The 23576-nt window shown below is 59.0% G+C and carries 22 protein-coding genes and 1 pseudogene; 2 read left to right on the forward strand and 21 right to left on the reverse strand.

Annotation, left to right across the window (positions count from 1 at the left end):
* Positions 1-27: 27 nt before the first annotated feature.
* Genes RHM69_RS10020 through RHM69_RS10030 form a run of 3 tightly spaced genes read right to left on the reverse strand, consistent with a single transcriptional unit; the run spans position 28 to position 3068 of the window.
* On the reverse strand, positions 28-1596 hold the full coding sequence (locus tag RHM69_RS10020) for an acyl CoA:acetate/3-ketoacid CoA transferase (RefSeq protein ID WP_069556825.1): 1569 nt from the start codon (positions 1594-1596) through the stop codon (positions 28-30).
* Between the two features lie 36 nt (positions 1597-1632).
* Positions 1633-2073, reverse strand: coding sequence for a MaoC family dehydratase (locus RHM69_RS10025; protein WP_069556824.1), 441 nt, complete (start codon positions 2071-2073; stop codon positions 1633-1635).
* Between the two features lie 29 nt (positions 2074-2102).
* Positions 2103-3068: a hypothetical protein gene (locus RHM69_RS10030; protein ID WP_416151973.1), complete on the reverse strand. Its 966-nt coding sequence runs from the start codon at positions 3066-3068 to the stop codon at positions 2103-2105.
* 326 nt (positions 3069-3394) lie between these two features.
* On the opposite strand from RHM69_RS10030, the gene RHM69_RS10035 reads away from it, so the two are divergent.
* A complete protein-coding gene (locus RHM69_RS10035; protein WP_069556822.1) occupies positions 3395-4297 on the forward strand; it encodes a LysR substrate-binding domain-containing protein in 903 nt (300 codons plus the stop codon).
* Positions 4298-4455: 158 nt separating this feature from the next.
* On the opposite strand, the gene RHM69_RS10040 is transcribed toward RHM69_RS10035, so the two are convergent.
* From RHM69_RS10040 to RHM69_RS10070, 7 genes and pseudogenes are all read right to left on the reverse strand, one after another.
* A complete protein-coding gene (locus RHM69_RS10040; protein WP_069556821.1) occupies positions 4456-5682 on the reverse strand; it encodes an ABC transporter substrate-binding protein in 1227 nt (408 codons plus the stop codon).
* 217 nt (positions 5683-5899) lie between these two features.
* A pseudogene (locus RHM69_RS10045) lies at positions 5900-6796 on the reverse strand (branched-chain amino acid ABC transporter permease); the annotation flags it as partial.
* Between the two features lies 1 nt (position 6797).
* Positions 6798-7685, reverse strand: coding sequence for a branched-chain amino acid ABC transporter permease (locus tag RHM69_RS10050; RefSeq protein WP_069556819.1), 888 nt, complete (start codon positions 7683-7685; stop codon positions 6798-6800).
* 167 nt (positions 7686-7852) lie between these two features.
* Positions 7853-8563 (reverse strand): ABC transporter ATP-binding protein, encoded by a 711-nt coding sequence (locus RHM69_RS10055; protein ID WP_069556818.1) that lies wholly within the window; start codon positions 8561-8563, stop codon positions 7853-7855.
* A 1-nt stretch (position 8564) separates the two neighbouring features.
* On the reverse strand, positions 8565-9344 hold the full coding sequence (locus tag RHM69_RS10060; RefSeq protein WP_069556817.1) for an ABC transporter ATP-binding protein: 780 nt from the start codon (positions 9342-9344) through the stop codon (positions 8565-8567).
* 343 nt (positions 9345-9687) lie between these two features.
* Positions 9688-10542: a helix-turn-helix transcriptional regulator gene (locus tag RHM69_RS10065; protein ID WP_069556816.1), complete on the reverse strand. Its 855-nt coding sequence runs from the start codon at positions 10540-10542 to the stop codon at positions 9688-9690.
* A gap of 186 nt (positions 10543-10728) precedes the next feature.
* Positions 10729-11700, reverse strand: a complete 972-nt coding sequence (locus tag RHM69_RS10070; protein ID WP_069556815.1) for an XdhC family protein — start codon at positions 11698-11700, stop codon at positions 10729-10731.
* A gap of 90 nt (positions 11701-11790) precedes the next feature.
* On the opposite strand from RHM69_RS10070, the gene RHM69_RS10075 reads away from it, so the two are divergent.
* Positions 11791-12570: an alpha/beta fold hydrolase gene (locus RHM69_RS10075; RefSeq protein ID WP_069556814.1), complete on the forward strand. Its 780-nt coding sequence runs from the start codon at positions 11791-11793 to the stop codon at positions 12568-12570.
* 16 nt (positions 12571-12586) lie between these two features.
* On the opposite strand, the gene RHM69_RS10080 is transcribed toward RHM69_RS10075, so the two are convergent.
* The 11 genes from RHM69_RS10080 to RHM69_RS10130 all read right to left on the reverse strand — a co-directional run bounded on the left by RHM69_RS10080 (position 12587) and on the right by RHM69_RS10130 (position 23574).
* A complete protein-coding gene (locus RHM69_RS10080) occupies positions 12587-13210 on the reverse strand; it encodes a UbiX family flavin prenyltransferase (RefSeq protein ID WP_026136920.1) in 624 nt (207 codons plus the stop codon).
* Complete coding sequence (locus tag RHM69_RS10085) at positions 13194-14147, reverse strand: LysR family transcriptional regulator (protein ID WP_069556813.1); 954 nt, start codon at positions 14145-14147, stop codon at positions 13194-13196. The genes RHM69_RS10080 and RHM69_RS10085 overlap by 17 nt, the downstream gene beginning before the upstream one ends.
* A gap of 20 nt (positions 14148-14167) precedes the next feature.
* Complete coding sequence (locus RHM69_RS10090) at positions 14168-15610, reverse strand: aldehyde dehydrogenase family protein (RefSeq protein WP_017737790.1); 1443 nt, start codon at positions 15608-15610, stop codon at positions 14168-14170.
* A gap of 71 nt (positions 15611-15681) precedes the next feature.
* Positions 15682-16470 (reverse strand): fatty acid hydroxylase, encoded by a 789-nt coding sequence (locus RHM69_RS10095; RefSeq protein ID WP_017737791.1) that lies wholly within the window; start codon positions 16468-16470, stop codon positions 15682-15684.
* Between the two features lie 49 nt (positions 16471-16519).
* Positions 16520-17278 carry an SDR family NAD(P)-dependent oxidoreductase gene (locus tag RHM69_RS10100; RefSeq protein ID WP_017737792.1) on the reverse strand — a complete coding sequence of 253 codons (759 nt, stop codon included), beginning with the start codon at positions 17276-17278 and terminating at the stop codon, positions 16520-16522.
* 11 nt (positions 17279-17289) lie between these two features.
* Positions 17290-18648: an MFS transporter gene (locus tag RHM69_RS10105; RefSeq protein ID WP_083263029.1), complete on the reverse strand. Its 1359-nt coding sequence runs from the start codon at positions 18646-18648 to the stop codon at positions 17290-17292.
* A 77-nt stretch (positions 18649-18725) separates the two neighbouring features.
* Complete coding sequence (locus RHM69_RS10110) at positions 18726-20159, reverse strand: UbiD family decarboxylase (protein ID WP_069556812.1); 1434 nt, start codon at positions 20157-20159, stop codon at positions 18726-18728.
* Positions 20147-20512: a hypothetical protein gene (locus RHM69_RS10115; RefSeq protein ID WP_069556811.1), complete on the reverse strand. Its 366-nt coding sequence runs from the start codon at positions 20510-20512 to the stop codon at positions 20147-20149. Before RHM69_RS10115 ends, RHM69_RS10110 begins: the two co-directional genes overlap by 13 nt.
* A gap of 194 nt (positions 20513-20706) precedes the next feature.
* Complete coding sequence (locus RHM69_RS10120; protein WP_052229556.1) at positions 20707-21510, reverse strand: enoyl-CoA hydratase/isomerase family protein; 804 nt, start codon at positions 21508-21510, stop codon at positions 20707-20709.
* 19 nt (positions 21511-21529) lie between these two features.
* On the reverse strand, positions 21530-23068 hold the full coding sequence (locus tag RHM69_RS10125; RefSeq protein WP_069556810.1) for an AMP-binding protein: 1539 nt from the start codon (positions 23066-23068) through the stop codon (positions 21530-21532).
* 5 nt (positions 23069-23073) lie between these two features.
* Positions 23074-23574, reverse strand: a complete 501-nt coding sequence (locus RHM69_RS10130) for a (2Fe-2S)-binding protein (RefSeq protein WP_008060977.1) — start codon at positions 23572-23574, stop codon at positions 23074-23076.
* Between the last annotated feature and the right edge of the window lie 2 nt (positions 23575-23576).

Below are 23576 nucleotides of genomic sequence, written 5' to 3' on the forward strand. Positions count from 1 at the left end.
TCGTTTATTGGCGCGACGATGGCGTGCTCAGGACTTGAACACGGCCGCATTCATCAGGGGCAAGGGGTCGGCTATGCGCATCGGGGCATAGTCCATCAGATCGAGTACCTGGCTTTGCAGGTCGATCCCGGGAGCGATTTCCGTCAGCACCAGCCCTTCGGGCTCGATGGCAAACACCGCCCGCTCGGTGATGAGCATGGCGCGCTGGCCACGGGTGGCGACGTTGAGGCGCACCGGATAGGTAATTTCCTGCACGTGGCGGGCGAACTTGCGTACCGATCCCTCACGCACGATGCGCAACTCGCCACCCTCGTACGCCACCTCCAGCCCACCGGTCGTGAAGGTGCCGGTGAAAATCAAGGTTTCAGCGTTGTAGGCGATATCGATGAACCCGCCAGGCCCCGGGTTCGCAGCGCCGAATCGGCTGACGTTGACGTTGCCGTTTTCATCGAACTGGGCGAACGCCAGCGCTGCGACCTTGCAGTTGCCGCCATTGATGAAGTCGAACTGGGCCGGGCCATCGAGCAGCGCCTCCGGATACTTATTGGCGGAGAACTGCCAGCCACTCATGACGATGCCACCGAACGGACCGTGCTCCGTCGTAAAGCGGTGACGCAGGAGTCCGTCGCCATCGAAGGCGCCATCTTCCATCATCACGCTCGGGATATCGGAAGATGCGCCGAAGCCAAAGATGCTCGGCACGCCCGGACGAATCTCGCAAGCCGCCCGCCGGGCGATAATCTTGTCGGCACCGGCAGGCAGTACTGCCGTGCAGCCACCAGGAAAGAGCTGCCCCCCCAGGTAGCTGTCGTCATACACGACCTCGGTGGTCATCATGGCTTGAGGGGCAACGACAACACGATCCACCAGTTCGCCGGGAACACGCACAGCGTGCACCGGCCGCGCCTGGCGGGGGACGATCTTGCGGACCTGCGCGATCACTGTGCCGCCACAGGCCTTAACCGCGAGCGCCATGGCCAAGGCGCTGGAAGTGATCGGCTCGTCTTCGAAGCTGAGGTTGCCGTACTCATCGGCACTGCTTGCGCGCAGCAAGGCTACGTCCACTGGCTGAGCGGGATAAAACAGATATTCCTGGCCTTCGAACTCCACCAGCTTGACCAGATCTTCCTCAGCGCACGCCGTATATTTACCCCCTTGCTGGCGCGGGTCGATGTAACTACCCAGGCCGATGCGCGTGAGGTAACCCGGACCGCGGCGCGCCACTTCCCGGAGCCAATGCATGGTCGCGCCGATGGGCCAGCAATAGGCTTGGACCTTGTTCTCGCGGATCAAGCGCATCATTTGCGGACGTTTTCCGGTCTTCGGATCCAGCGTATTGATGTAGTTGCCCGAGATGACGCGCTTCATCAAGCCTTCTATCGCGACATGATCCATCCCGCGGATGTCCATCGCGTCGCCAACGCTGACCGGAAAGAAAAAAGTCAGATCCCGGGGCGAGGCACTCTCCTCGAAACGCTGCGCCAGCGCCTGCAGCAAGGTATCCGGCGTGAGCCATCCGATAACACCGACACAGCCAACCGTCTGGCCAGACTGAATATCGGCCACGGCCTCGGCAGCCGAGCATATTTTGGTCATTACACTCTCCTCTTGTTTTTATGAGTGCCGAGGGCGTTACTCTTGGAAGTGAATGATGTGGGTGCCGACGCACACGGTGTCGCCGTGCTGGTTGGTCAGTACCGCCTCTGCCCAAAGCCGCTTCTTCTCATCATCGGCACGGGCGATGCGGTAGCTCACGGTCAAGGTGTCACCTATGAATACGGACTGGGTGAAACGTACCCGGTCGTATCCGTAGGAAACGGCCGGGCGGTCGATCAGCCCCAGGTACTTGGTAACGGCGCCAGCGATGTAACCCACCAACATTGCCCCCTGGGCCACCCGAGCGCCCAAGCCGACGCGCTTGCAATACTCCTCGTCGACATGATTGGGATGGTTGTCACCGCTGATCCCGGCAAACGCGTAGATATCGTATTCACTGACTGTGCGGGTGTAGCTGGTCTGCGTGCCGATGAGGGACGAAACCTCTCCGCGATGAGGACTATTGAACTCAGGCATGGCTGTCTCCTTGTGACTGATTTGTGTGCTCATACCCGCTCGGAAGCCAGGCGACCGTCGAGTACCAACAGTGCTTCGAAAAGAAAGTAGTCACCCCAGATCAACTCGTTTTCCATTGCGACACCGAGCTTTCGATTGAAACAACCATGGGTGAGGATGCCGACGGGGCGGGAGTCGCTGGCACCGACCGGGGTCTGATAGCGCAGCACCAATGCCTCGACGATCGCCTCTGCGGACTGCCGATAACGCTCACGTCTTTCCGGCAGGCAGACAGCAAGCTTTAACAATGCAGCCGCGGCGATGGCAGCACCCGAGGTGTCGCGACTGGTATCGGGAATTGCCGGATCATCGAAGTCCCAGTACGCCACATGGTCCTTGGGCTGATGTTCCAACCACCAGTCAGCAACCTGAATGGCGACGTCTCGGAATTCCATTTCTCCGCGATTGAGCGCCTGAGCGAGGGAAACCATCGCCCACGCCTGGGCACGAGTCCACGTGCTTTCGCCGTGAATGCCCTTGTGGGTGTAACGGCGCAGCAACGCCCCGGTTTGCGGATCGAAACTGGCGGACTGACAGACAGATCCGTCATCGCGCACGCAGAGTGCGATATGTTGGCGAAGGTGATTGCGAGCAATCTCGAGGGAGTCAAGCGCTGCCGCATGCTTGATCAATAAAGGAACCGGCCCTGGCAGCGCATCGATGTTTGCCTCGTTGCTGCCGACATCCGAGGCCTCCTCGGCCTCTTTGCCCAAGGGAATCAATTGCGCTTGGGGGTTGTACATGTCGAGCAATCCGCGAGTGCCTGCCAACGACAAATTGCGCGCCGTTTCGTCGTTCAGAAGCTCAGCGCCCAGCTCGGTGCCATACCAGAAGAGAAAGCCCTTGAACGCCGATTGGGACGAAGCGCGTGGCCCAAGGCGCTCGGCCCAGATCCGCGCTTGATCATGGTAACGCGGCTCTTTTGTATGCCAGGCGGCAAGCCAAAGCATGCCCACCCAAAACCCCCCGTCCAGTCGCCTGCCGGACTACGAGTCCATTCACCAGTGGTTTGGTCGGCGTAATGGGGAAACCCTTGGCCGGGCTGATCGAGGGTCGCGTCAATGCGTGTCAACACTCTATCGATTGCGCGCTTGAGAATCTTGTTATCCAACTTATCTCTCCTATAGTTGCGCCGTTTTCAAATGGCAGAAAATGTCTTCCGATAAGAGCCGAATCAATGTATTGAGCCACTGTCTTGAGGCCACGGAAGACATGTTACGAATTGACTTCCGAGACTTCCAATATATAATTTGATCAAGAATAATATTAAAAAGGTATTAATATGAACCTGCGGCACATGCGCTATTTTATTGCAGTTGCGGAGGAGCTGAGTTTCACTCAGGCCGCGTTACGACTGCACATTGCCCAGCCGCCTCTGAGTCAACAGATTCGTCAATTAGAAGAGGAGCTCGGCGTAACGCTATTTCAACGGACCAAGCGCCATGTGCAACTTACAGATGCTGGCCAGGTATTTTATATTCATGCCAAGCAGATTCTACGGGCCACGGATGTCGCGGCACTGGAGGCTCAACGCGCCGAACGCGGAGAGATTGGCCGGTTGTCCGTGGGCTTCTTCGAACATATGTCCTATACCCTGCTGCCGCCGATTTACCGCGCCTTTTGCGAACGCTTCCCGGATGTGGAAGTGGTCCTGCGCTGGTTCCCTGTGGTGGACCAGGCCGATGCGCTCCTGCGAGGCGATGTCGATATCGCCTTCATGCGCCCCACATCGCAATTCGACGGAATCAGCACCGAGACGCTGCTGACAGAACCCTTCGTACTTGCGATCCCGGAGCACCACCCGCTGGCGTCCCAGGACAGCGTGGCGCTGAGTCAGTGCGCCACCGAGCGCTTTGTCCTGTACGCGCCCAAACTGGCTCCCGATTTTCATACCATGATTTATCGCCTTTGCGCGGAAGCAGGTTTCACACCCAACGCGGCACTGGAGGTCGGCCAGATTTATGCCTGCCTGGGCCTCGTCAGCTCAGGCGTAGGCCTGGCCCTGGTACCGAGTTCTGTTCAGCGCATTCACCTTGAGCACCTTACATACCGGCCTATTCAGGGGCAGATGCCCTTGGTAAAAGTGATGCTTGGATGGCGCAGCAGTAACACTTCGCCGCTATTGCAGTCGTTTATTGATACCGCAAAAGAAGTGATGACGGCCTTCGAGCACGAGCGACTTTAATAATTGACAAGGCGCCCTCTGTGGCGCCATAACTTGCAAGGAAAATGTTTTAACTCTTATATCCAGCCACCCAATATCGCTACCGCGAATAGCACTATAGCTCTCCCTTTGTTCTAAACCGGCCAAGCCAATGCTCGACCTGTTTGAAACCTCAGTGCTTATTTCAAAGTAACAAGCGAGCAACCGCCTGCGGACATCGGCCGAAATGCTTCATCGGCAGGTATTGTGGACAGCAACTTGTAATAGTCGCCAGGGTACTTGGACTCGGAGGGCTTTTTCACTTCGAAGAGATAGAGTGGGTGGATCTTGCGACCATCGGCACGAATACTTCCCTCGCCGAAGAGCTTATCCTCGGTTTTGACCGCCTTCATCCGGGCGACGACTTCGGCACCATTCCCATCGTCATTGTTGACGGCAACTGCTCGCAGATAGTTCGTGACGGCGGAGTAAACACCAGCCTGCGCCATTGTCGGAAATTTCCCGCCGTTGGCAGCAGCGAATACTCTACCGAATTCACGGCTCGCGTCATTCATGTCCCAGTACCAGGCAGCAGTCAGCATCAACCCTTGTGCCGCCTCCAGGCCCAACGCTTGCACGTCGCTAATGAACACCAACAAACCGGCTAGCTTCTGGCCACCAGCGGTGATGCCAAATTCAGACGCTTGCTTGACGGCAACAATGGTGTCCCCACCGGCATTTGCCAACCCGATTATCTGCGCCCCGGAAGCCTGGGCCTGCAACAAGTAAGACGAAAAATCGGTGCCCGGGAACGGATGGCGAACCTTGCCCATCACTGTTCCGCCACTTTTTTCAACGACCGACGCCGTATCACGTTCCAATGCGTGACCAAAGGCGTAATCCGCCGTCATGAAAAACCAGCTTTTGCCGCCACTCCCCACCACCGCTTTACCGGTACCGTTGGCAAGCGCCCATGTGTCGTAGGTCCAATGAATGGTGTTCGGGCTGCACGCCTTACCGGTCAGATCGGAACTGCCGCCACCGGATACCAGGAGCACCTTGTTTTTTTCCCTCACCACTTCATTGACGGCCAGGATGACTGACGAAGTCGGCACGTCGACGATCACATCCACCTTATCCACATCGAACCAACGACGGGCCACACTGGCCCCTACATCTGGCTTGTTCTGGTGATCAGCCGCCACGACCTCGACCTTCAGGCCATGTTTTTCAGGCTCGAAGTCGGCCACCGCCTGCTTTGCGGCCCACACCGAGCCCGGACCGGAAAGCCCGGCATAGGTACCTGACAAATCATTCAATACGCCGATACGCACTACACCATCTGAAACCTGGGCTTGCACGGCCGGAGCGGCTACCAGCAGCCCGAAGCAGATCTTGCGCAGATGAGTATTCAGTTGTTTGATCATTATTATTTTCTCCTACTCTTTCATTCGGGTGTTTAGTACGGGTTTTTTTATATTTTTCGAAGTTGAATGCTCGACATCCGCATCACGGGTTCGCCTCCCTCGCCGAACCATCCGCTCCCCTTGCACCGCCCCCTTTGCGAGAGGCCCCAAGAGACTTTCGGCGGTTTGCATCAGCGCGCCTTGCCGCCAGCCTGCTTTGGTAGAAAGCCGCAAACTCCCCGGCAATACCGCGGCGAAAGAGCAGCACGCAAACGATGAAAATGACGCCCATGATGACTGGCAAGAGCGCGCCCACCTTATCGGCCAATGCGTTCTGCAGAGTCACAACGATGGCGGCCCCTATCAGTGGGCCGAAGATGGTGCCCAGGCCTCCGAGCAGGGTCATCAGCACTACTTCGCCCGAGGTCTGCCAATGGGCGTCGCTCAAGGTCGCGAACTGAAACAACACGGCTTTGGTACCGCCAGCGAGCCCCGCCAGAGCAGCCGAAAGAACGAAGGCCAACAATTTGTATCGGGCTGCCTGATAGCCCAGGGAAATCACCCTCGACTCGTTTTCTCGAATGGCTTTGAGAATCTGGCCAAAAGGAGACTGGATAACGCGATGAATCAACCAGAAGCCAAAAACAAAGATGGCAAACACCAGGTAGTACAGATTTACGTCGTTGCTGAGGTCGATAAACCCAAATAACAGCCCGCGCTGCACACCTTGTAAACCGTCCTCCCCTCCGGTGAACGGAGATTGCAGGAAGACGAAATACATCATCTGCGCCAACGCCAATGTGATCATCGCAAAGTAGATGCCTGAGCACCGTATCGCCAACAGGCCGAATCCCAACCCCAGCACGGCGGCAGCCACAACCGCTGTGAGGATCCCCAGCTCGGGCGGGAAGCCCCACACCTTGATGCTATAGGCGCTCACATAAGCGGCTGCGCCGAAAAAGACGGCATGACCGAACGAAAGCAAGCCGGTATAGCCAAGCAAAAGATTGAATGCACAGGCAAACAGCGCAAAACAAAGCACCTTCATGGCCAGTATCGGGTATATGGCGAAGGGGACAATAGCACCGCAGATGAGCAGAAGGATACAGCCTAATAGTCGCGTTCTCGATGACATGTTACTCAGCCCTCCCAAATAGACCGGCCGGCCGAAATAACAGGACGATCGCCATGATAATAAAAACAATGGTTGCGGAAACTTCCGGATAGAACAGTTTGGCCAAACCCTCAATCACGCCGAGTGAAAGACCGGTAATAATGGCGCCAAAAATCGAGCCCATCCCGCCAATCACCACCACCGCAAATACCACAATAATCAACTGCGAGCCCATCATGGGACTGACTTGTAATACTGGCGCAGCCAGCACCCCGGCAAAACTGGCCAGCGCGACGCCGAAACCATAAGTCAGCATCACCATGACAGGTACATTAATGCCGAAGGCCTGGGTCAATGCCGGGTTTTCCGTGGCAGCACGCAAGTATGACCCCAAGCGTGTCCTTTCGATCATGAACCACGTCAGGGCGCATACGGCAAGCGAGGCAACAATCACCCAGCCTCGGTAGACGGGTAGAAACATGAATCCCAGATTCATTGCCCCTTTCAGTGCCTCAGGGACTGCGTAGGGTTGACCTGAAACACCAAATTCATTACGGAAAACGCCCTCGATGATGAGCGCCATCCCAAATGTCAGCAATAAACCGTATAGATGATCGAGCTTATACAACCACTGCAGCAGAGCGCGTTCGATCACAACGCCGACAATCCCCACCGTGAGTGGTACAAGCAACAATGACCACCAATAGTTGACGCCAAAATAATTGAGACACATCCATGAAAAAAACGCTCCCATCATGAAAAACGCACCGTGCGCGAAATTGATGATGCGAAGCATGCCAAATATAACTGCCAAGCCCAGGCTGAGGATCGCGTAAAACGAGCCGTTAACCAGTCCTAGCATAAGTTGGCCTGTCAAGGCCGACAATGGAACATCGAAGAGTGTTGCCATATTGTTTATCCTGACGATTTGTTATTAGTAGGATATTCGCCGAAGAGCCTGGAAAACTTATAGAGCCACACGCTTCAGCCTTGTACCCAGAAGGTGCGTTGTAGGGGTTTTAAATCCCTTGGCTCGCCGTTGGAACCGTCTAAACCAGACAAGTGCTTTAGCCGATATTAGATCCCTAAATATTCTTGAAGCAGATCGCTTTTTTGCCCAACTTCGTGCTGGTGAATCTCAGCGATAATCTTGCCGTGCTCGACGATATACATGCGATCCGCGAGGGGGGCGGCAAAACGTGAATTCTGTTCGACCAGAAGGATTGTGAAGCCCTTGCTCTTGAGCTGGCGGATGATTTCGGCGAGCCGCTGGACGATGACCGGTGCAAGTCCCTCGGATATCTCGTCAAGCAGTAGAAGGCGCGCACCAGTGCGCAGGACTCGGGCCATGGCCAGCATTTGCTGTTCACCACCCGACATGCGGGTACCTTGGCTGTGACGACGCTCGTAGAGGTTGGGGAACATCTCATAGATTTCCTCCAGGCACATTCCATTGTTTCCTAAACGCGGCAGCAACAGCAGATTTTCCTCACACGAAAGACTGGCATAAATGCCTCTTTCCTCTGGGCAATAACCCACACCCAGGCGCGCAATCTTATGGGGCGATAGATCGATGGTTTCAGTACCGTCTATTATGATCGAACCCTGGCGCTTCCCCGTGAGCCCCATAATGGCTCGCAAGGTGGTGGTGCGGCCTGCGCCATTGCGACCTAACAAAGTAACGCATTCACCCTGCTTCACAGTGAAGTCAATGCCGTGGAGAACGTGAGACTCACCGTAGAAGGCTTGCAAGTTGGCAACTCGCATGTATTCGGTAGCATTGGTCATATCAATGGCTCCCTGGAGAGCGCAGCTCACTGTCGGCACTCCCCATATAGGCTTCGACCACGAGTGGATTGACTGAAACTTCAGAATAACTGCCCTCGGCGAGCACACTGCCGCGAGCAAGTACCGTGATAGTGTCGCAAATCCCCTCTACAACCTTCATGTTATGCTCGACCATCAGGACAGTGCGGTTGGCGGCGACATTCTTGATCAGCTCCATGACCCAATCGACGTCTTCATGCCCCATGCCTTGGGTGGGTTCATCGAGCAACATCAACTCAGGGTCCAGCGCTAAAGTGGTGGCTATTTCCAGCGCTCGCTTGCGGCCATAGGACAGTTCCATTGCTACTAGATCGGCGAATGACTCCAATCCCACTTGGGCGAGCAACTCCATCGCTCTATCGTCAAGAGCGGCAAGTGCAGCGCGCGACTTCCAGAAATGGAAGGAAGTCCCCAGGCTTCGCTGTAGCGGAATATAGATGTTTTCTCGCACGGTAAGGCGAGGAAAGACTGCCGATATCTGGAAAGATCGAATCATCCCTCTGCGCGCTACTGCAGCTGGGTGCTCACGAGTGATGTCCTGGCCGTTGAAGCGAATAGTCCCTTGGGTAGGATCGAGAAACTTGGTGAGCAAGTTAAAACATGTCGTCTTTCCGGCACCGTTGGGACCGATCAGGGCATGAATTGAGCCACGCTTCACACGCAAGTTGATATTTTCAACAGCGATAAATCCTTTGAACTCTTTGGTCAAACCAACAGTTTCCAGAATCGCATCATTAGCCATATTATTTTTCAACTCACGTTCTTGCTTTTCTTGTAATGTGAATCTAAGTCGTCGACTAGTACTGGTCCAATATTATTTTAAGGAATTATTTATACGTAAAAAGTCTTTATTTTCTCGAGTCCAGCCATTTTCAGTATTGTGACTGGGGAAGGTTAAGCGGCTATAGACATAGCCAACGCTTCTGCCAACGACACCCAGCCACTATCATTAGAGCCGAGTGTGGGAGAAAGGCACGAGGGAAAGCTTTGCCTTGAGCGATGGAGTTTTGCGCGGACGTCTGCAAGTTTGCCTCGGAGTCTGAATTTCAGGAAATAACCTGAGCAGGCCAGGATTGAGGCGATATTCAAACCCCCGCATAGCTATCCACTACCCTTCGGTACTGGCTGGGGGAAGCGCCGATGTGCTGACGGAAAAACCGTGTGAAATGACCTTGCTCGGAGAACCCGAGGTTCTCAGACAACAGGCCCAACGTGCCACTGCGCTCACGCTCCAGCCAGGCAAAAGCCCGGCGCATGCGCGCGTCGTTAAGCAGCAGGGTCGGGGTCATGCCGGTGTCTTTCTTGAACAGCGCAAAGAAGTGTGCCCGAGACAGACCACAGGCCCGCGCGGCGTTGTCGATCGGGTTCGGATCATCGAGGTGCTCAAGCAACCAGGCGGTGCCACGGCGCACGCGCGCATCCCGGAACTCACCTGTGTTGGGCGCACCCAGTAGCGACAAATGCCGCCAGCTGGAAAAGTCCTCGATCAGTTCGATCAGGAAGTCGAACAGCATGAACTCCAAACGCTCTTTCGGCACGATCCCACAACCATGCGCTTCGGCGACCAGGATGTCGGCCAGGGTGCGATTTCGACTCGACAGCTCGATGCATGATTGGGCAAAAAAGTCCGGCCGACCGCTGAGCGCCAGCGATTGCTGGGCAGTGGCCAGCCAGGCGGGCTCTATGTAAAGCGCCAGGATTAGCGTGGCACCGGCACCCGGCTGCGGATCGTAGAAATGCGGCTCCCAGGCGTTGACCAACACCGCGGTGCGATCACTGAGCGGAACCCGTCGACCCTTAACGTTGAAGTAAGTATCCTCGCCGGACACTTTGACCAGCACATGGCATTCGGAATGGGTATGGGTGACCAGCGAATGATCCATATTCAGCAAGGCGACCCGGCCAAACCTGCCGTGGAAAACCCGTTGGGCAATCGACATCAGATTCCTCCTCGCTTGAAGCGATATTGTTATCGGCCTCAATGCATATCATCGGGGCGCTTATCTATTTCTCAAGCCCGTCGATCGGTCCATGGTTCAGCCAGACTTGGCTGACCACTATCGCGCGCGAATGACCGAGCGTCTACCTCGACTTTCGCAGCCCCCACGTTCGTCGGAAAAACCGCCTTACAAGGCATGGCGTTCTTTGCCGTGATAAACGCGCAGGATATCGGCCACCACCGCCAGAGCGATCTCCGCCGGGGCCTTGCTGCCCAGATCGAGGCCGATGGGCATGTGCAAACGGGCAATCTGTTCATCCGTCAGACCACCGATGCGCTTGAGCCGCTCGGCGCGCTTGGCCGAGGTTGCCTGAGAACCCATGGCACCGATGTAAAACGCCGGGGTGTGAACCGCTTCCATCAGCGCCAGATCATCGATTCGAGGATCGTGAGTCAGCGCCACCACCGCAGTCGCCGCATGGCAACCACCAGCGGCGATGTACATCGAGGGCAGCATGCGTTGCATCTCCACGCCTTCGAGCTGCACATGCTGCATCTCATCCCGGGGGTCGCAGGCGATGACTTCGCAGCCGATGGCGCGGGCGAAACTGGCGCAAACTTCAGCGACCGGCGACAGCCCGGCCAGAATCAGTCGCAACGCAGGGCCAACACTGATGCGCACCGTCTCGTCGACGACTTGCACCCGCTCGCTGCCGTGTCCGATGTCTGCGTCCAGGCGCAAGGCTCCGCTGCTCAACTCGACATGGCGCAGCAGACGCCGCTGACCCAGTAACGCCGCTTGCAGACTCTCCAGGTGCTCGATCCATTCGAGACTCGCAGCGCGGTGCTCGACCAGCACGATCAGCACGCCACCACAGGGTAATCGCAGACGGTGGCGTTGCTCGACGCTGTCGCCATAACTGACGATCTGCGCCGGTTCGCGTAATTCACCGCGCGTCAGGCTTTCGAGAAACTCCTCCTCGACGCAGCCACCCGACAGCGAGCCGACGTGTTCGCCCGAGCCATTGGTCACCAGCATCGCCCCCGGCGCACGCGGCGCCGAGCCATAGGTGGAGAGCACCGTACACAGCCACTGGGCCTGCCCGGCGCGAGCCCATTGCAGTGCCTGGTCGATCACCTGAACATCGAGATGACGCATGTTTTCTGTACCTCAAGCAAAGCGTGGTGCTGCAGACAGGGTTACGTTTACGGTAACCTGCGAGCAACCTTGTTCAATCGTTGATTCAACATGTCGCCACAACAATTTCTGCAACTTGGGCCGCTGCGCCTGGAATATCGCCAAATTCCTGCGGCTGACCCATCGCGACCGACGCTTGTGCTGTTGCACGAAGGCCTCGGCAGCGCCGATCAATGGAAAGACTTCCCCCAGCGCCTGGCCCAGGCCAGCGGTTGCGGTGTGGTCACCTACAGTCGTCAGGGTTATGGGCAATCGAGCCCGGTAACCCTGCCGCGTCCGCTGAACTACCTGAGCAGCGACGGCCCTCGTGAACTGCGGCAATTGCTCGATGCCTTGCAACTGCCGCAAGTGGTTTTGCTCGGTCACAGTGACGGCGCCTCCATTGTCCTCGCCTATGCCGCCGCCAATGATCCCCGCGTATTGGGCAGCATTGCACTGGCGCCTCACGTGATTGTCGAGACCGAGAGCCTCGATGGCATTCGCCATACCACCGAGGTTTGGCATCAGGGCGAATTGCGCGAACGCCTGACACGCCACCATGGGACCAATGTCGACGGCGCCTTTCACGGTTGGAGCGACAGCTGGTTGCACCCGGACTTTTCCTTGGACGATCTCGAAGCGCAGTTGGCTTATATCGAAAGGCCGCTGCTGGTCATTCAGGGTCGCGAAGACCACTACGCCACGCCCGAGCAACTGATGGTCATCCAGCGACAGGTGCCTGGGCCGTGCCGCTGTGTGTTGCTGGATAACTGCCGGCACTTTCCCCAGACCGAAGCGACCGAGCGGACCTTGCAGCTGATCTGCGAATTCCTGGAGCGCCTCCCCGCCTGAATGCCCCGAATGTGACTCAACCATCGATCACCTCATCCAGCGTTGCTACGCGCTCCGGTCGTTCGCGCCAGCGACGGACGACACCCAGTTCGATATCGAACATATCCAGCACCCTTCCTACAGTGTGATCGATCATGTCATCCAGGCTGGTCGGCTTGGCATAGAACGCAGGCACTGGCGGCGCGATCACCGCACCGAGTTCAGCCAACTCGGTCATGCTGCGCAGGTGATTGCGGTGCAGTGGCGTCTCGCGAACCATCAGCACCAGGCGCCGGCGCTCCTTGAGCACCACGTCGGCGGCGCGGGTCAGCAGCGTTGAGGTCACGCCGCTGGCAATTTCTGACAGGCTGCGTATCGAACACGGCGCGATGATCATGCCCATGGTTTTGAACGAGCCACTGGCAATTGCCGCGCCGATGTCCTGATTGATGTAGCTAACGTCAGCAAGGGTCTTGATCTGAGACCAGGACATCTCGGTTTCATGGGCCAAAGTAATCAGCGCCGACTTGCTGACCACCAGATGGGTTTCAATCGGCGTGTCGCGCAACAGCTCCAGTAGACGTACGCCATAAACGGCGCCGGAGGCACCGGAAATTCCTACGATCAGCCGCTGCGGCCGGCTATTACTGGGAACGCTCATGGTCGCCTTCCTCTATCGGGCCTTCTTTGTAGAAATGGATGGCGTCGAGTGCGGTGGTCATGGTTTTGCCGATCATCTCGATGAACAGCATTGCCGCCGGGGTCAGTGGTCGACGGGCGTCGTGCACACAGACCATGCGCCGGCTGATCACCGGCGCGACCAGCGGATAGGCGCGCAACGCGCCTTCGTGCAATCCGCGATGCAAGACGGTTGCCGGCAGCACGCTGACCCAGTCGCTGCGACGCAAGAAGTCCTCAATGACCGCCAGATCGTCCACCTCCAACTGCGGGGTGACTTCAATGCCCTGGGCGGCAAGGTGCTGGTCGATGACCATACGCAGCCCGTGACGACGCGAGGGCAGCACCAGTTTGAATCCCGCCAGACTGGCCAACGGCAAGGGCAACGCTCCGTTAAGGCGATTGGCTGCACCGGTGGCGACCAGTAGCTCCTCATCGAAAATGTCGTGGCCGATCAGGTGCTCATGCTGAAAGCTTTGGTTGATGACCGCGAAATCCAGCACGCCGGTCAGGACCTTCGCGATCAACTCCTGGCTGTAGCCCGAGGTGACGCTCAATTCAACCTGTGGCTGATGCTCGACGAAATGCGCCAGGGTGCTGGCCAACGCGTTGTTGGCGGCAGACGCGATCAGCCCGGCACTGATGCGTCCGCCGATCTGGCCGCTACGGTCGATCAGGGCCTGACGCGCCGCCAGCAGCTGGGCAAGAATCGGCATGAACAAACGATAAGCCTGATCGCCGGCCTCGGTCGGCGCCATGCCCTTGGAGCTGCGCTCGAACAACGTCTGCCCGAGTTCTTCCTCAAGCCTGGCGATCTGCATCGACAACGCCGGTTGCACGATATTCAAGCGCTGCGCAGCCCGGGTGACGGAGCCTTCCTCATAAAGGCAGGTAAAATACTTCAGATGGCGCAGCTCCATGGTCACCCTCGCGTGCGCGCTCAACCGAGCGTGCCGACGTTCTGATAAATGTGTTTGAGCTCGCTGAAATCCAGCAGCGCATCGACGCCATGCAAGCGCCCCAGACCGCTCTTGCGGTAGCCACCAGTTTCCGCCTCGGCGAACAATTTGTTGTGGTCGTTCAGCCACACCGTACCGTTGCGCAGTGCCCGAGCGACACGCCAGGCGCGAGCGCCCTGCCCGGTCCAGACACTCGCCGACAGACCGAACTCGGTATGGTTGGCGCGCGCTACTGCCTCGGCTTCATCTTCGAAGGACTCCAGCACCAGCAACGGGCCGAAGATTTCCTCCTGGCAGAAGAACGCGCCGCTGTCGCGGTGGGCGATCAGTGCAGGGGCGAGGAAGGCGCCCTGACTCAGCGCGCCATCCGGGCGGCCGCCGGCCAGCAGCACCTCGTCGCAACAGTCCAGCGCCTCGGCGATGCGCCTCTCGACCTTGTCGCGCGACTGCCAGTCGATCAGCGGGCCCATTTGCGTCGCCGCCTCCAAACCGTGGCCCAGGCGGATTTCGCCGAGCGCGGCACTGAGCGCACGTTTCATCTCGGCAAAACGGCTGGCCTGCACCAGCACGCGCCGTGCGGCGGTGCACTGTTGGCCGGAAATGATGGTTGCTGCTGCCGCCAGTTTCGGTGCGATAGCCTCGACGTCGGTATCCTCGAAGACCAGGCAACAGGATTTGCCGCCGAGTTCAAGGGACAGCTTCTTCATGGTCGCTGCGGCGTCTTGCATGATGCGCTGGCCGGTTGCGGTGGAGCCAGTAAAGCTGAGCACATCTACCAGCGGCGAAGCCACCAGGTACGCCGCGCCGACATGCCCAGTTTCAGCGAACAGGTTGACCGCGCCGGCCGGTAGGCCCGGTAGGGCGAATAGCGGCTCGAGCATGGCCGCGTTGAATAGCGCGGTCTGCGGCGCCGGCTTGATCACCGCGGTGCAGCCGGCCGCCAATGCCGGGGCGAGGGCGCGCACCAGCAGCACCGCCGGGGCATTCCATGGAATGATCAGCCCCGCGACCCCGGCCGGTTCACGCAGCATGTTGGAGAACTCGCCAGGCGCCACCTCCATCACATGGCCGGGGTTGTGTCGGGCCAGACCGGCATAATAGACAATCTCGGAAATCGCCCCGGCTATCTCGCCGCGCGATTGCACCAGGGCCTTGCCATTCTCGCGGGTGAGCAGCTGCGCCAGTTCCTCCTGGCGTGCCTTGAGGCCTGCGGCCCAGTCCAGCAGCAATTGCTGACGCAGGCGCGGATTCTGTGACCACTGCGGGTTGGCGAAGGCGCGCGCGGCGGCGGAGACCGCCGCTTGCGCCTCGGCTTCGCCGCCATCGGCGAAGCGGCCGATCAACTCGCAGCTGGCCGGGTCGAAGCTGTCCGCCCAATGTCCCGCGTCGGTCCATTGCCCATCGATGAAATGTCTGCTTTGCATGAGTCCTCCGGTATTCCGTGGGTCAGCGAGCAGCGGTCGACCACCAGAACCGACCGCTCATTGAGTCGCTGTCAGAGCTGGTGTTCGGTAGCCGCTTTGGACGCGCGCTCGACCTGCTGCGCATCAACGCGAGCCTGGTCCTCGGGTTTGCGCGCCGCATCCGACATGCCATTGAACAGCGTGCCCAGCACGCCCTTGTTCAAGTCGCTGGTGCCAAACAGTGCATCGCAGATCGGAAAGGTCAGGTTGAAATTGCGCGTGTGCATGAAGTCCGGGTTGTGATGCAGGACATGCATGCGGCGCACCGTGTTGACCAGCGGCATGGCATCGAGCAGCGGATGCTCGAGGTGCGACAGCGTGTGCAGGCCTTCGTACATCAGGAAGTAGGCCGCCATCGTCAACATTGCGATATAGCCGGCGTTGGCCGTCCATAACGTGCCCAGCAGCAGGGCCAGCGGCAGCGCGGCCATCACGAACAACACCGGAGCGAATGGGGGAAACAGCAGAGCGCGCCAATCCTGATGGCCGTGATAGTCCAGCGTCTTGTGCGAGAAGAACTGATGGTGGGTGGCGACATGCCGCTTGTAGGCCGGCTTGAGCCAGCTCCTAGGGCTGTGTAGCAAATAACGGTGGCCCGCCCATTCGGCCCAATTGCCGAACAGGAACATCGGCACTACCACCAGCAACCACTCCTGCCAGCTCGCATCGACAATCTGGCTGGCGCAGTACCAGAGCACCCCGCCGGTGAACAGCAGGGTGAAAGCCAGGTGCATTTCGCCGCGATACCAGCTGGGTGTGGACGCACGATAGCTCTCGCGGTATGCGTGCGAACGCTCAACGATTTGTTGTTCACGATTCATAACGGTTTACCCTTTCAATGAAATATCGGCTGCGCATGGACTCCCCCTATCAGTGGGTCACCGAGCCGCCGTCGACCACCACAGTCTGGCCGCTCATGAAATCGCTGTCGGCGCTGGCCAGAAACAGCAGCGCGCCGACCAGGTCTTCCGGTACCGCCTCGCGCTTGATGCAGCGGCTGGCGATGTTGTTGCGCACGATGTCGCCGGCCCAGGCGGCGTTGGCCTGGACGTTGGCGCTCATGGTCAGGCCGGGGGCCAGGCAGTTGCAGCGGATGCCGGCGTCGCCGACTTCGCGCGCTATCGAGCGTGTCAGGGCAATCACCGCGCCCTTCGACGCGACATACGCCGCCATCATCGGCGCGCCTTTGAAAGCCGTTGCCGAGGCAATATTGACGATCTTGCCGTAGCCCTGACGGCGCATCACCGGCATTACCGCCTTCGCGCACTCGAAGGAACCGCGCACGTTGACTGCCATGATCCGGTCCCATTCCGCCGAGCTGGTCTGCTCGAAAGGTTTGAGTTCCAGGGTGGCGAACAACGCCGCGTTGTTGATCAGCACGTGCACACCGCTGAACTGCGCCACGGCTTCCTCGACCATGGCTTGCACCGCGGCACCGTCGGTCACGTCGCAAGCGATTGCCAGGGCCGTACCGCCCTTGTTGCGGATCGCGGCAGCGGTTTCGTCAGGCGCCTTCAAATCGCAGAGCACCACCTTCGCGCCCTCGGCCGCCAGCGCCTTGGCGTAGGTGGCGCCGATACCTTGGGCCGCGCCGGTGACGATAGCGACCTTGCCGGTCAATCTGTTCATTGCCATCTCCTTCACTTGAAGTTGCCTTGGGTTTCCGGAATCACCACGCTGCCGATCAGGTAGATCACCGACAGGCCGGCGGCGAAAATCGCCAGTACCATGGGGATCTGCGCGGGGCTGCTGCTGAACAGGGACACAAAGGTCGGCATGGTTCCACCGAGGGCGAAACCGATGTTCCAGGACAATCCTGTGCCGCTGGCGCGCAGCTCGGTGCTGAAGCGTTCGTTGAGGAAGATCAGGATCGGCGCGATGATCGCCCCGCCCATGAAGGCGATGCCCACGCAATACAGCGCAGTGCGGGTCAGCGAACCCGGCTCGGCGACACCGAGGAACATCATCGGCAAGCTCACCAGGTTAATCACACCCAGTAGCATGAAGGTCTTCTTGCGACCGATCAGGTCACTCAGGTAACCGAAGGCCAGTGCTCCGACAATGGTTGCCACCGACCCGTACATGAGCATCTGCGAAGTTTGCGTATGGGGCACTTTGGCGACCACGTTGAGCAAGGTCGGCAGATAACCGCAGGCCAGGTAATACGTCGCTCCGCCGCCGAATGTAATCAGCAGATTGACCAGCATCACGCTGCGGTACTCGCGACCAAACAGACGCTTGAGCGGCGACACGACCACTACCGCCGGCCCCTTGGTCTTGCGCGCTTGTTGCAGTTGCTGCCAGACCGGGGTTTCTTCCAGATAGCGGAACATCACCAGCCCGAAAAACGTGCTGAGCAGCCCGCAGAAGAACATGAAGCGCCAGCCCCAGACGTCAAATTCATCCCCGGGGAAAATTTCCGACAACACCAGGTAAGTGAACGACGCCAACAGCGCGCCCATGCCGGCACCGGCACCACCGATCAACCCGGACATCAGGCCGCGATAGCGCGGCGAGATGGATTCGGTGCCGATGGTGTGAGTGGAGGCCACGATGCCGCCAACGAAAATGCCCTGAATCACCCGCAATAGCAGAAACAGTATCGGGGCCAATAAGCCGGCCTGATGAATGGTCGGCAGCGCGCCAAACAGTGCCGTGGAAATACCGACGCCGACCATCGACACCATCAACGCTCGCTTGCGGCCGTGCTTGTCGGCATACGCGCCGAAGATTGCCGAACCCAGGGGGCGCACCAGCAGGGCCACGGCGAATGAGGCGTATACCGCGGCCAGCGACAGTGTCGGGGTGTCCGAGGGGAAAAACATGCGGCCGATGATCGGCGCCACGTAGAGCAGAATGAACAGGTCAAACAAATCCAGCGCCCAGCCGAATGTTGAGGCAAATGCCGCCAGTAAAGCCTTGCCCGGTGGAATCTGCGGTGTATCGATAGCGGCGCTGGTTGGCGATGCAGTTGTTGTTGTTGTTGTTGTCGTGGTCATGGTTGCCTCACGCAAGACGTGTCTTGAGTTGGTTGGAACTATCGGAAACAGGCCGCCGAATCCAGCGGCCACCGGGTTCAATCGTGCATCTGGAGCACGCGCTGCCAGTCCTGCGGGGCCGCGTCCGCCAACTTGTCGAGTTCGACTTCCTGTTGGCCTGGCACCTGGATTCGTTTGAAGCGCATGGTCGGTGCCGACAGCGACACCGTGGCGTCGTAGCCCATCTTCGAGCCAACACCGTCACGGGTGGACGGGTCGAGTTTCGAGCCCTGGGATTCGTGGATCAGCACCAGGTCGCGGTCGGCCTGGAAACGGGTGGCAATCGCCCACTCGACTTCGGTGGGGTCATGAATGTCCACATCCAGATCCACCACGGTGACATGCTTGATGTCGTAGTGACCGCCCAGCGCGCCGAGGATGACGTTCTTGCCCTCGCCTTCGGAGCGTTTGTCGATCTGCACATAAAGGTGATAACGACACACTCCGCCCTTGCTCAGGTGCACGTCACGCACGCACGGAAAACTGCGGCGCAAGTGCGCGAGCATGGTCGCTTCGCGCGGGATGCCGCCGAGCAGCAAGTGTTCCAGGCCGCCGCCGACGATGGTGTGAAAGATCGGGTTGTGACGATGGGTTACGGCGTCGACTTCGATCACATGTCGCTCGGCGCGTTCGCCGTAGTACTGCGGAAACTCGCCGAACGGCCCTTCCATCTCCCGCGCCTTGGCCAGCAACCGGCCCTCGATGACGATCTCGGCGTCGGCAGGCACGCGAATCTGATGGGTCACGCAGCGCGTTACCGCCAGCGGACGGCCATGCAGAGCGCCGGCGATTTCCAGTTCGTCGTGATCGATCGGCACGATGGCCTGGGACGCCAGCAAGGTCAGCGGATCAGCACCAATTACCACCGCCACGTCCAGATCCTCACCCAGCGCCTCGACTTCCTGAAAGAAGGCCAGCGCATGGCGTGGCAGCAGCAATGCACCCAGTCGATTTGGGCTGCTCACCTGCAAGCGGTGAATCGAAACGTTCTGCACCCCGGTGCGCGGGTTGCGGGTAATCAGCAGGCCAGCGGTGATGTAAGGGCCGCTGTCGTACTCGTTGTGGGTGGGAATTGGTAGCAGTTTGTTCAGGTCGATCTCGCGATGCACCACTTGCTGACAAGCTGCATCGCTGACTTCCCGCCACGGCAGCGGATTGAGGCTGGCCGCCTCGAAACGCGCCAACACTTCAGCGGACTCCACGCCCATCGCCTCGGCCATCCACTGCCGGTCGGACAGCAGGCCGGAAACCACCGCAATCGAGTGGCCGCCAGGCTGGGGAAACAGTGAAGCGCTCTTGCCGTCCAGACGATTAGCAATCGCTGCAACGCCGAAACGCAGGTCCACGCCGGGACGTATCATTGCCAAACGCTGCTGGCGCTGCAAATGGTCGAGCCAGCCACGCAGGCTGGCGCCTGCTGGCAAGTCCCCGGCCATGTCGGCTTCGGGGGTGGAAAGCGTCACAGGCTGCATGGCCTTACCTCGTCATTATTATTTTGGTGGCATGCCCGGTCATCCGGCGGCGGGTTAAAGAACGGCTGATAGAAGTCCTTGAGCAACAAGGTGGCGATGCCCATGGTTAGCGCGGCCATGGTGCCGAACAGCGCCCCGGCCAGTCCTGCAACGGCGATCCCGGCCATCCATTCGTGCATGTGCCCGAAAAATTGCGCAACGGCCTGCAACGATGGAATCACCGCCGGGAATTCCTTGCCTCCGGAGGTGAAGTTTTTCGCGCTTTGTGTAGAGCGTCGAACCCAGAAACTGATCAACGCCAAGACCACCCTGTAGGCGGCCACGATGGTTAATACCAGCCAGCTAGAAGCCATAAGTGGAACTCCGATTTTTATATTTATTGGACGGATTTCGGTGCAGCCGATCTCACCCTACGAGCCCCGCAACGGGTTTTCTATTAACGAATATTGATGCGCCCTATCAGTTTCAGTGAAGGGGCGGCAGGCCCTGCTCCATAGGGAGGCACGCCTTTGCCGACATGCTCCCGGGCCTGCTCGCCGGTACGCATTTACTCGCCGGTGAACACTGCCGGACGCTTGCTGTGAAACGCTTCGACGCCTTCCTTGAAGTCCTTGGAGCTGCGCAGGCGGCTGTAGCAGTGACCTTCCATTTCGATCGCGACGGTCAGCGGCGCATCTTCGTTGTCGTTGATCAGTTTTTTCGCCGTGCGCTGAGCCAGCGGCGAGAAGCGCCGCAGTTCATCAGCCAGCGCATCGACGGTGTTTTCCAGTTCGGTATCTGGCACGACCTCGGTAGCAATACCCCAGGCATAGGCCTGGTCGCCCGTAATGCGCTTGGCGCGCATCACCATGTGTTTGGTGCGGGTGATGCCGATGATTTTCTGCAGGCGTGCGGAGCCTCCCGAGCCTGGGATCTGACCCAGGTTCTGCTCCGGCAAGGCGTAGCGCGTGGTTTGCGAAGCAACGCGGAAATCGCAGGCCAGGGACAATTCAAAACCGACGCCGAAGGTGTAACCACGGTTGGCGACGATTACCGGTTTTTCGCAACGTGCCGGTGCCGCAACGTTCCAGGCCAGCTTCGAAACGTGCTCCGGCGAAGCTTCAAGGAAACCCTTGATGTCGCCACCGCTGGAGAAGTGTTCACCCACCGAGCGCAGCACGATGACGCGCACATCTTTGTGTGCATCGAGGGCTTCGAAGACCAGGCGCAGTTGATCACGCTGCCCCATGGAAATGACGTTCAACGGCGCCCGGTTGAGGATGATGTCAGCGCGCTCGCGGGACACATCGACTTCAACCTGGAAGCCATCGAACTGAGTGTCGAGAAATTGCTGGATCGCTTGTTGTTGCATTGTAGTGTCCTCTGGATGATTAGCTGATGGCCTTCAAGGCCTGTTCCTGAAATTGGGCCAGCAGCACGCGCCGCAGCACCTTGCCAACTGGAGATTTGGGAATCTGATCGATGAACTGGTAACGCCGTGGCCGCTTGAATTTGGCCAGGCCCGAAGCGATGCAATGAGCATCGAGGTCGCATTCCGACACCTCGGCGCGCAGCTTGATAAACGCTGCAATGATCTTGCCCCACTGCTCGTCAGGCAGACCGACCACCACCACTTCTTCCACTGCCGGGTGCAGAGAGAGCATGTTTTCGATTTCCGCCGGGCTGACGTTTTCGCCGCCGGTGATGATCAAGTCATCGACACGACCCGTGACGAACAGATCGCCTTCCAGATCGAAGTAGCCGATGTCACCGGTGAAATACCATCCGTCACGCAACGCCTTGGCGTTCGCCTCAGGGCGGTTCAGGTAGCCTTCGAACGCCTCGTCACTCGCCAGGTCGGCGATGATCTGGCCCTCCTCCAATGGGTTGGCCTGCACGTCCACCGTTTCAGCATCGATCGGTACCACGCGCACGCGCTGGTTCATTGCACTGCGCCCTGAGGAGCCGGGTTTGCGACTGGCCTGCTGGTCGATGGTGAAGGTGTAGATTTCCGAGCTGCCGTAATGGTTGACGAACAACTGCGGCTGGAACGCCTGCTCGACGCGACGCATCAAGCCGTCGCTCATCGGCGCGCCGGCAAAGCCGATTTTCTCCACACTGGCTACTCGCTCGCGGCCGAAGGCCGGGTGCTCGATGAGCATGTGGTAGAGCGTCGGTACGAGGTACAGGTTGCTGACCTTTTCCCGCTCGATGGCCTGCAGCGTGGCTTCCACGTCGAACTTCGGCACACAGACGAAATGCCCGTCGATCAGCGCCATGGACAGCAACGAACGCACGCCCATGGTGTGGTAAAGCGGCATGACACCCAGCGTGCACTCGCTCTGGCGGTAGAGGTTTTGCGCTACGTGGGCCACCGCCGCGGCGCGTTCACTACGGTGCCGACGGGGCACGCCCTTGGGCTTGCTGGTGGTTCCGGAGGTGTACAGCAGCAGTGAAAAGTCTTCGGCGTCGGCCTGCAAAATGATGTCGGAGGGGGTCTGCGAACACAGCTCCTCGAAACTCAGGTCGGTGTCGGCGGCACGGATACCGGCGGCGATCCGTGGCAGCCTGGTGGCGGCGCTGCAACCGGCCACCGCGGCCACGGTCGCGTCGTCGTAAGCCAGTGCGCGGATTTGCGCATCTTCGATGCAGTAGCCCAGTTCATCGGCAGTCGAACGCCAGTTCAACGGGGTCATGACCACGCCCGCAAACTGACAGGCCCAATGCAGGGTCGCCATCTGCCAGCGGTTCTGCATCGCTACCAGCAGTCGGTCACCCCGTTGCAGCCTAAGGCGTTGCAAGCCCCGCGCTGCACTCTGGATATCGACGAACCAGTCTTCATAGGTTTTCTTCAACGCACCGTCACTGACCGCCACGGCGTGCGGTCGGCGTTCAACGGCAGCGAGAAAACTGCGTCCGAGATCGAACATTATTGTTATACCCCTTTGTTCGTTTGGCGCTGGGCAGCGACTTCGAGCACGGCCTGGACGATGCCGGTGTAGCCCGTGCAGCGACATAGATGCCCCGAAAGCATGTCGCGTACCTGGGTCTCGTCCGGGTTGGGTACCCGTTCGAGGAAATCCACGCAGGACATGAGAATGCCCGCAGTGCAAAAGCCGCACTGCAAGGCGTGATGACGGCGAAAGGCTTGTTGCAGATCGCTCAGTGTGTCGTCGTCGGCCAGGGACTCGACGGTCTCGATACGCCGTTCGTGCCCCTGTACCGCGAGCATCAGGCAGGAACGCATGGCGACCCCGTCCACCAGCACCGTGCAGGCGCCGCAGACACCGTGTTCGCAACCGACATGGACGCCGGTGGCACCGAGGTCGTGGCGCAGGAAGTCGCAGAGTTGGGTCCGCGGTTCGGCCAGCGCTTCGCGGGAGCGGCCATTGAGTTCCAGGCGAATCGGAAAGGTTTGGTCGGCAGTTACACGCATGT

It is taken from the genome of Pseudomonas sp. CCI1.1, assembly GCF_034348165.1.
GTDB classification, from domain to species: domain Bacteria; phylum Pseudomonadota; class Gammaproteobacteria; order Pseudomonadales; family Pseudomonadaceae; genus Aquipseudomonas; species Aquipseudomonas paracarnis.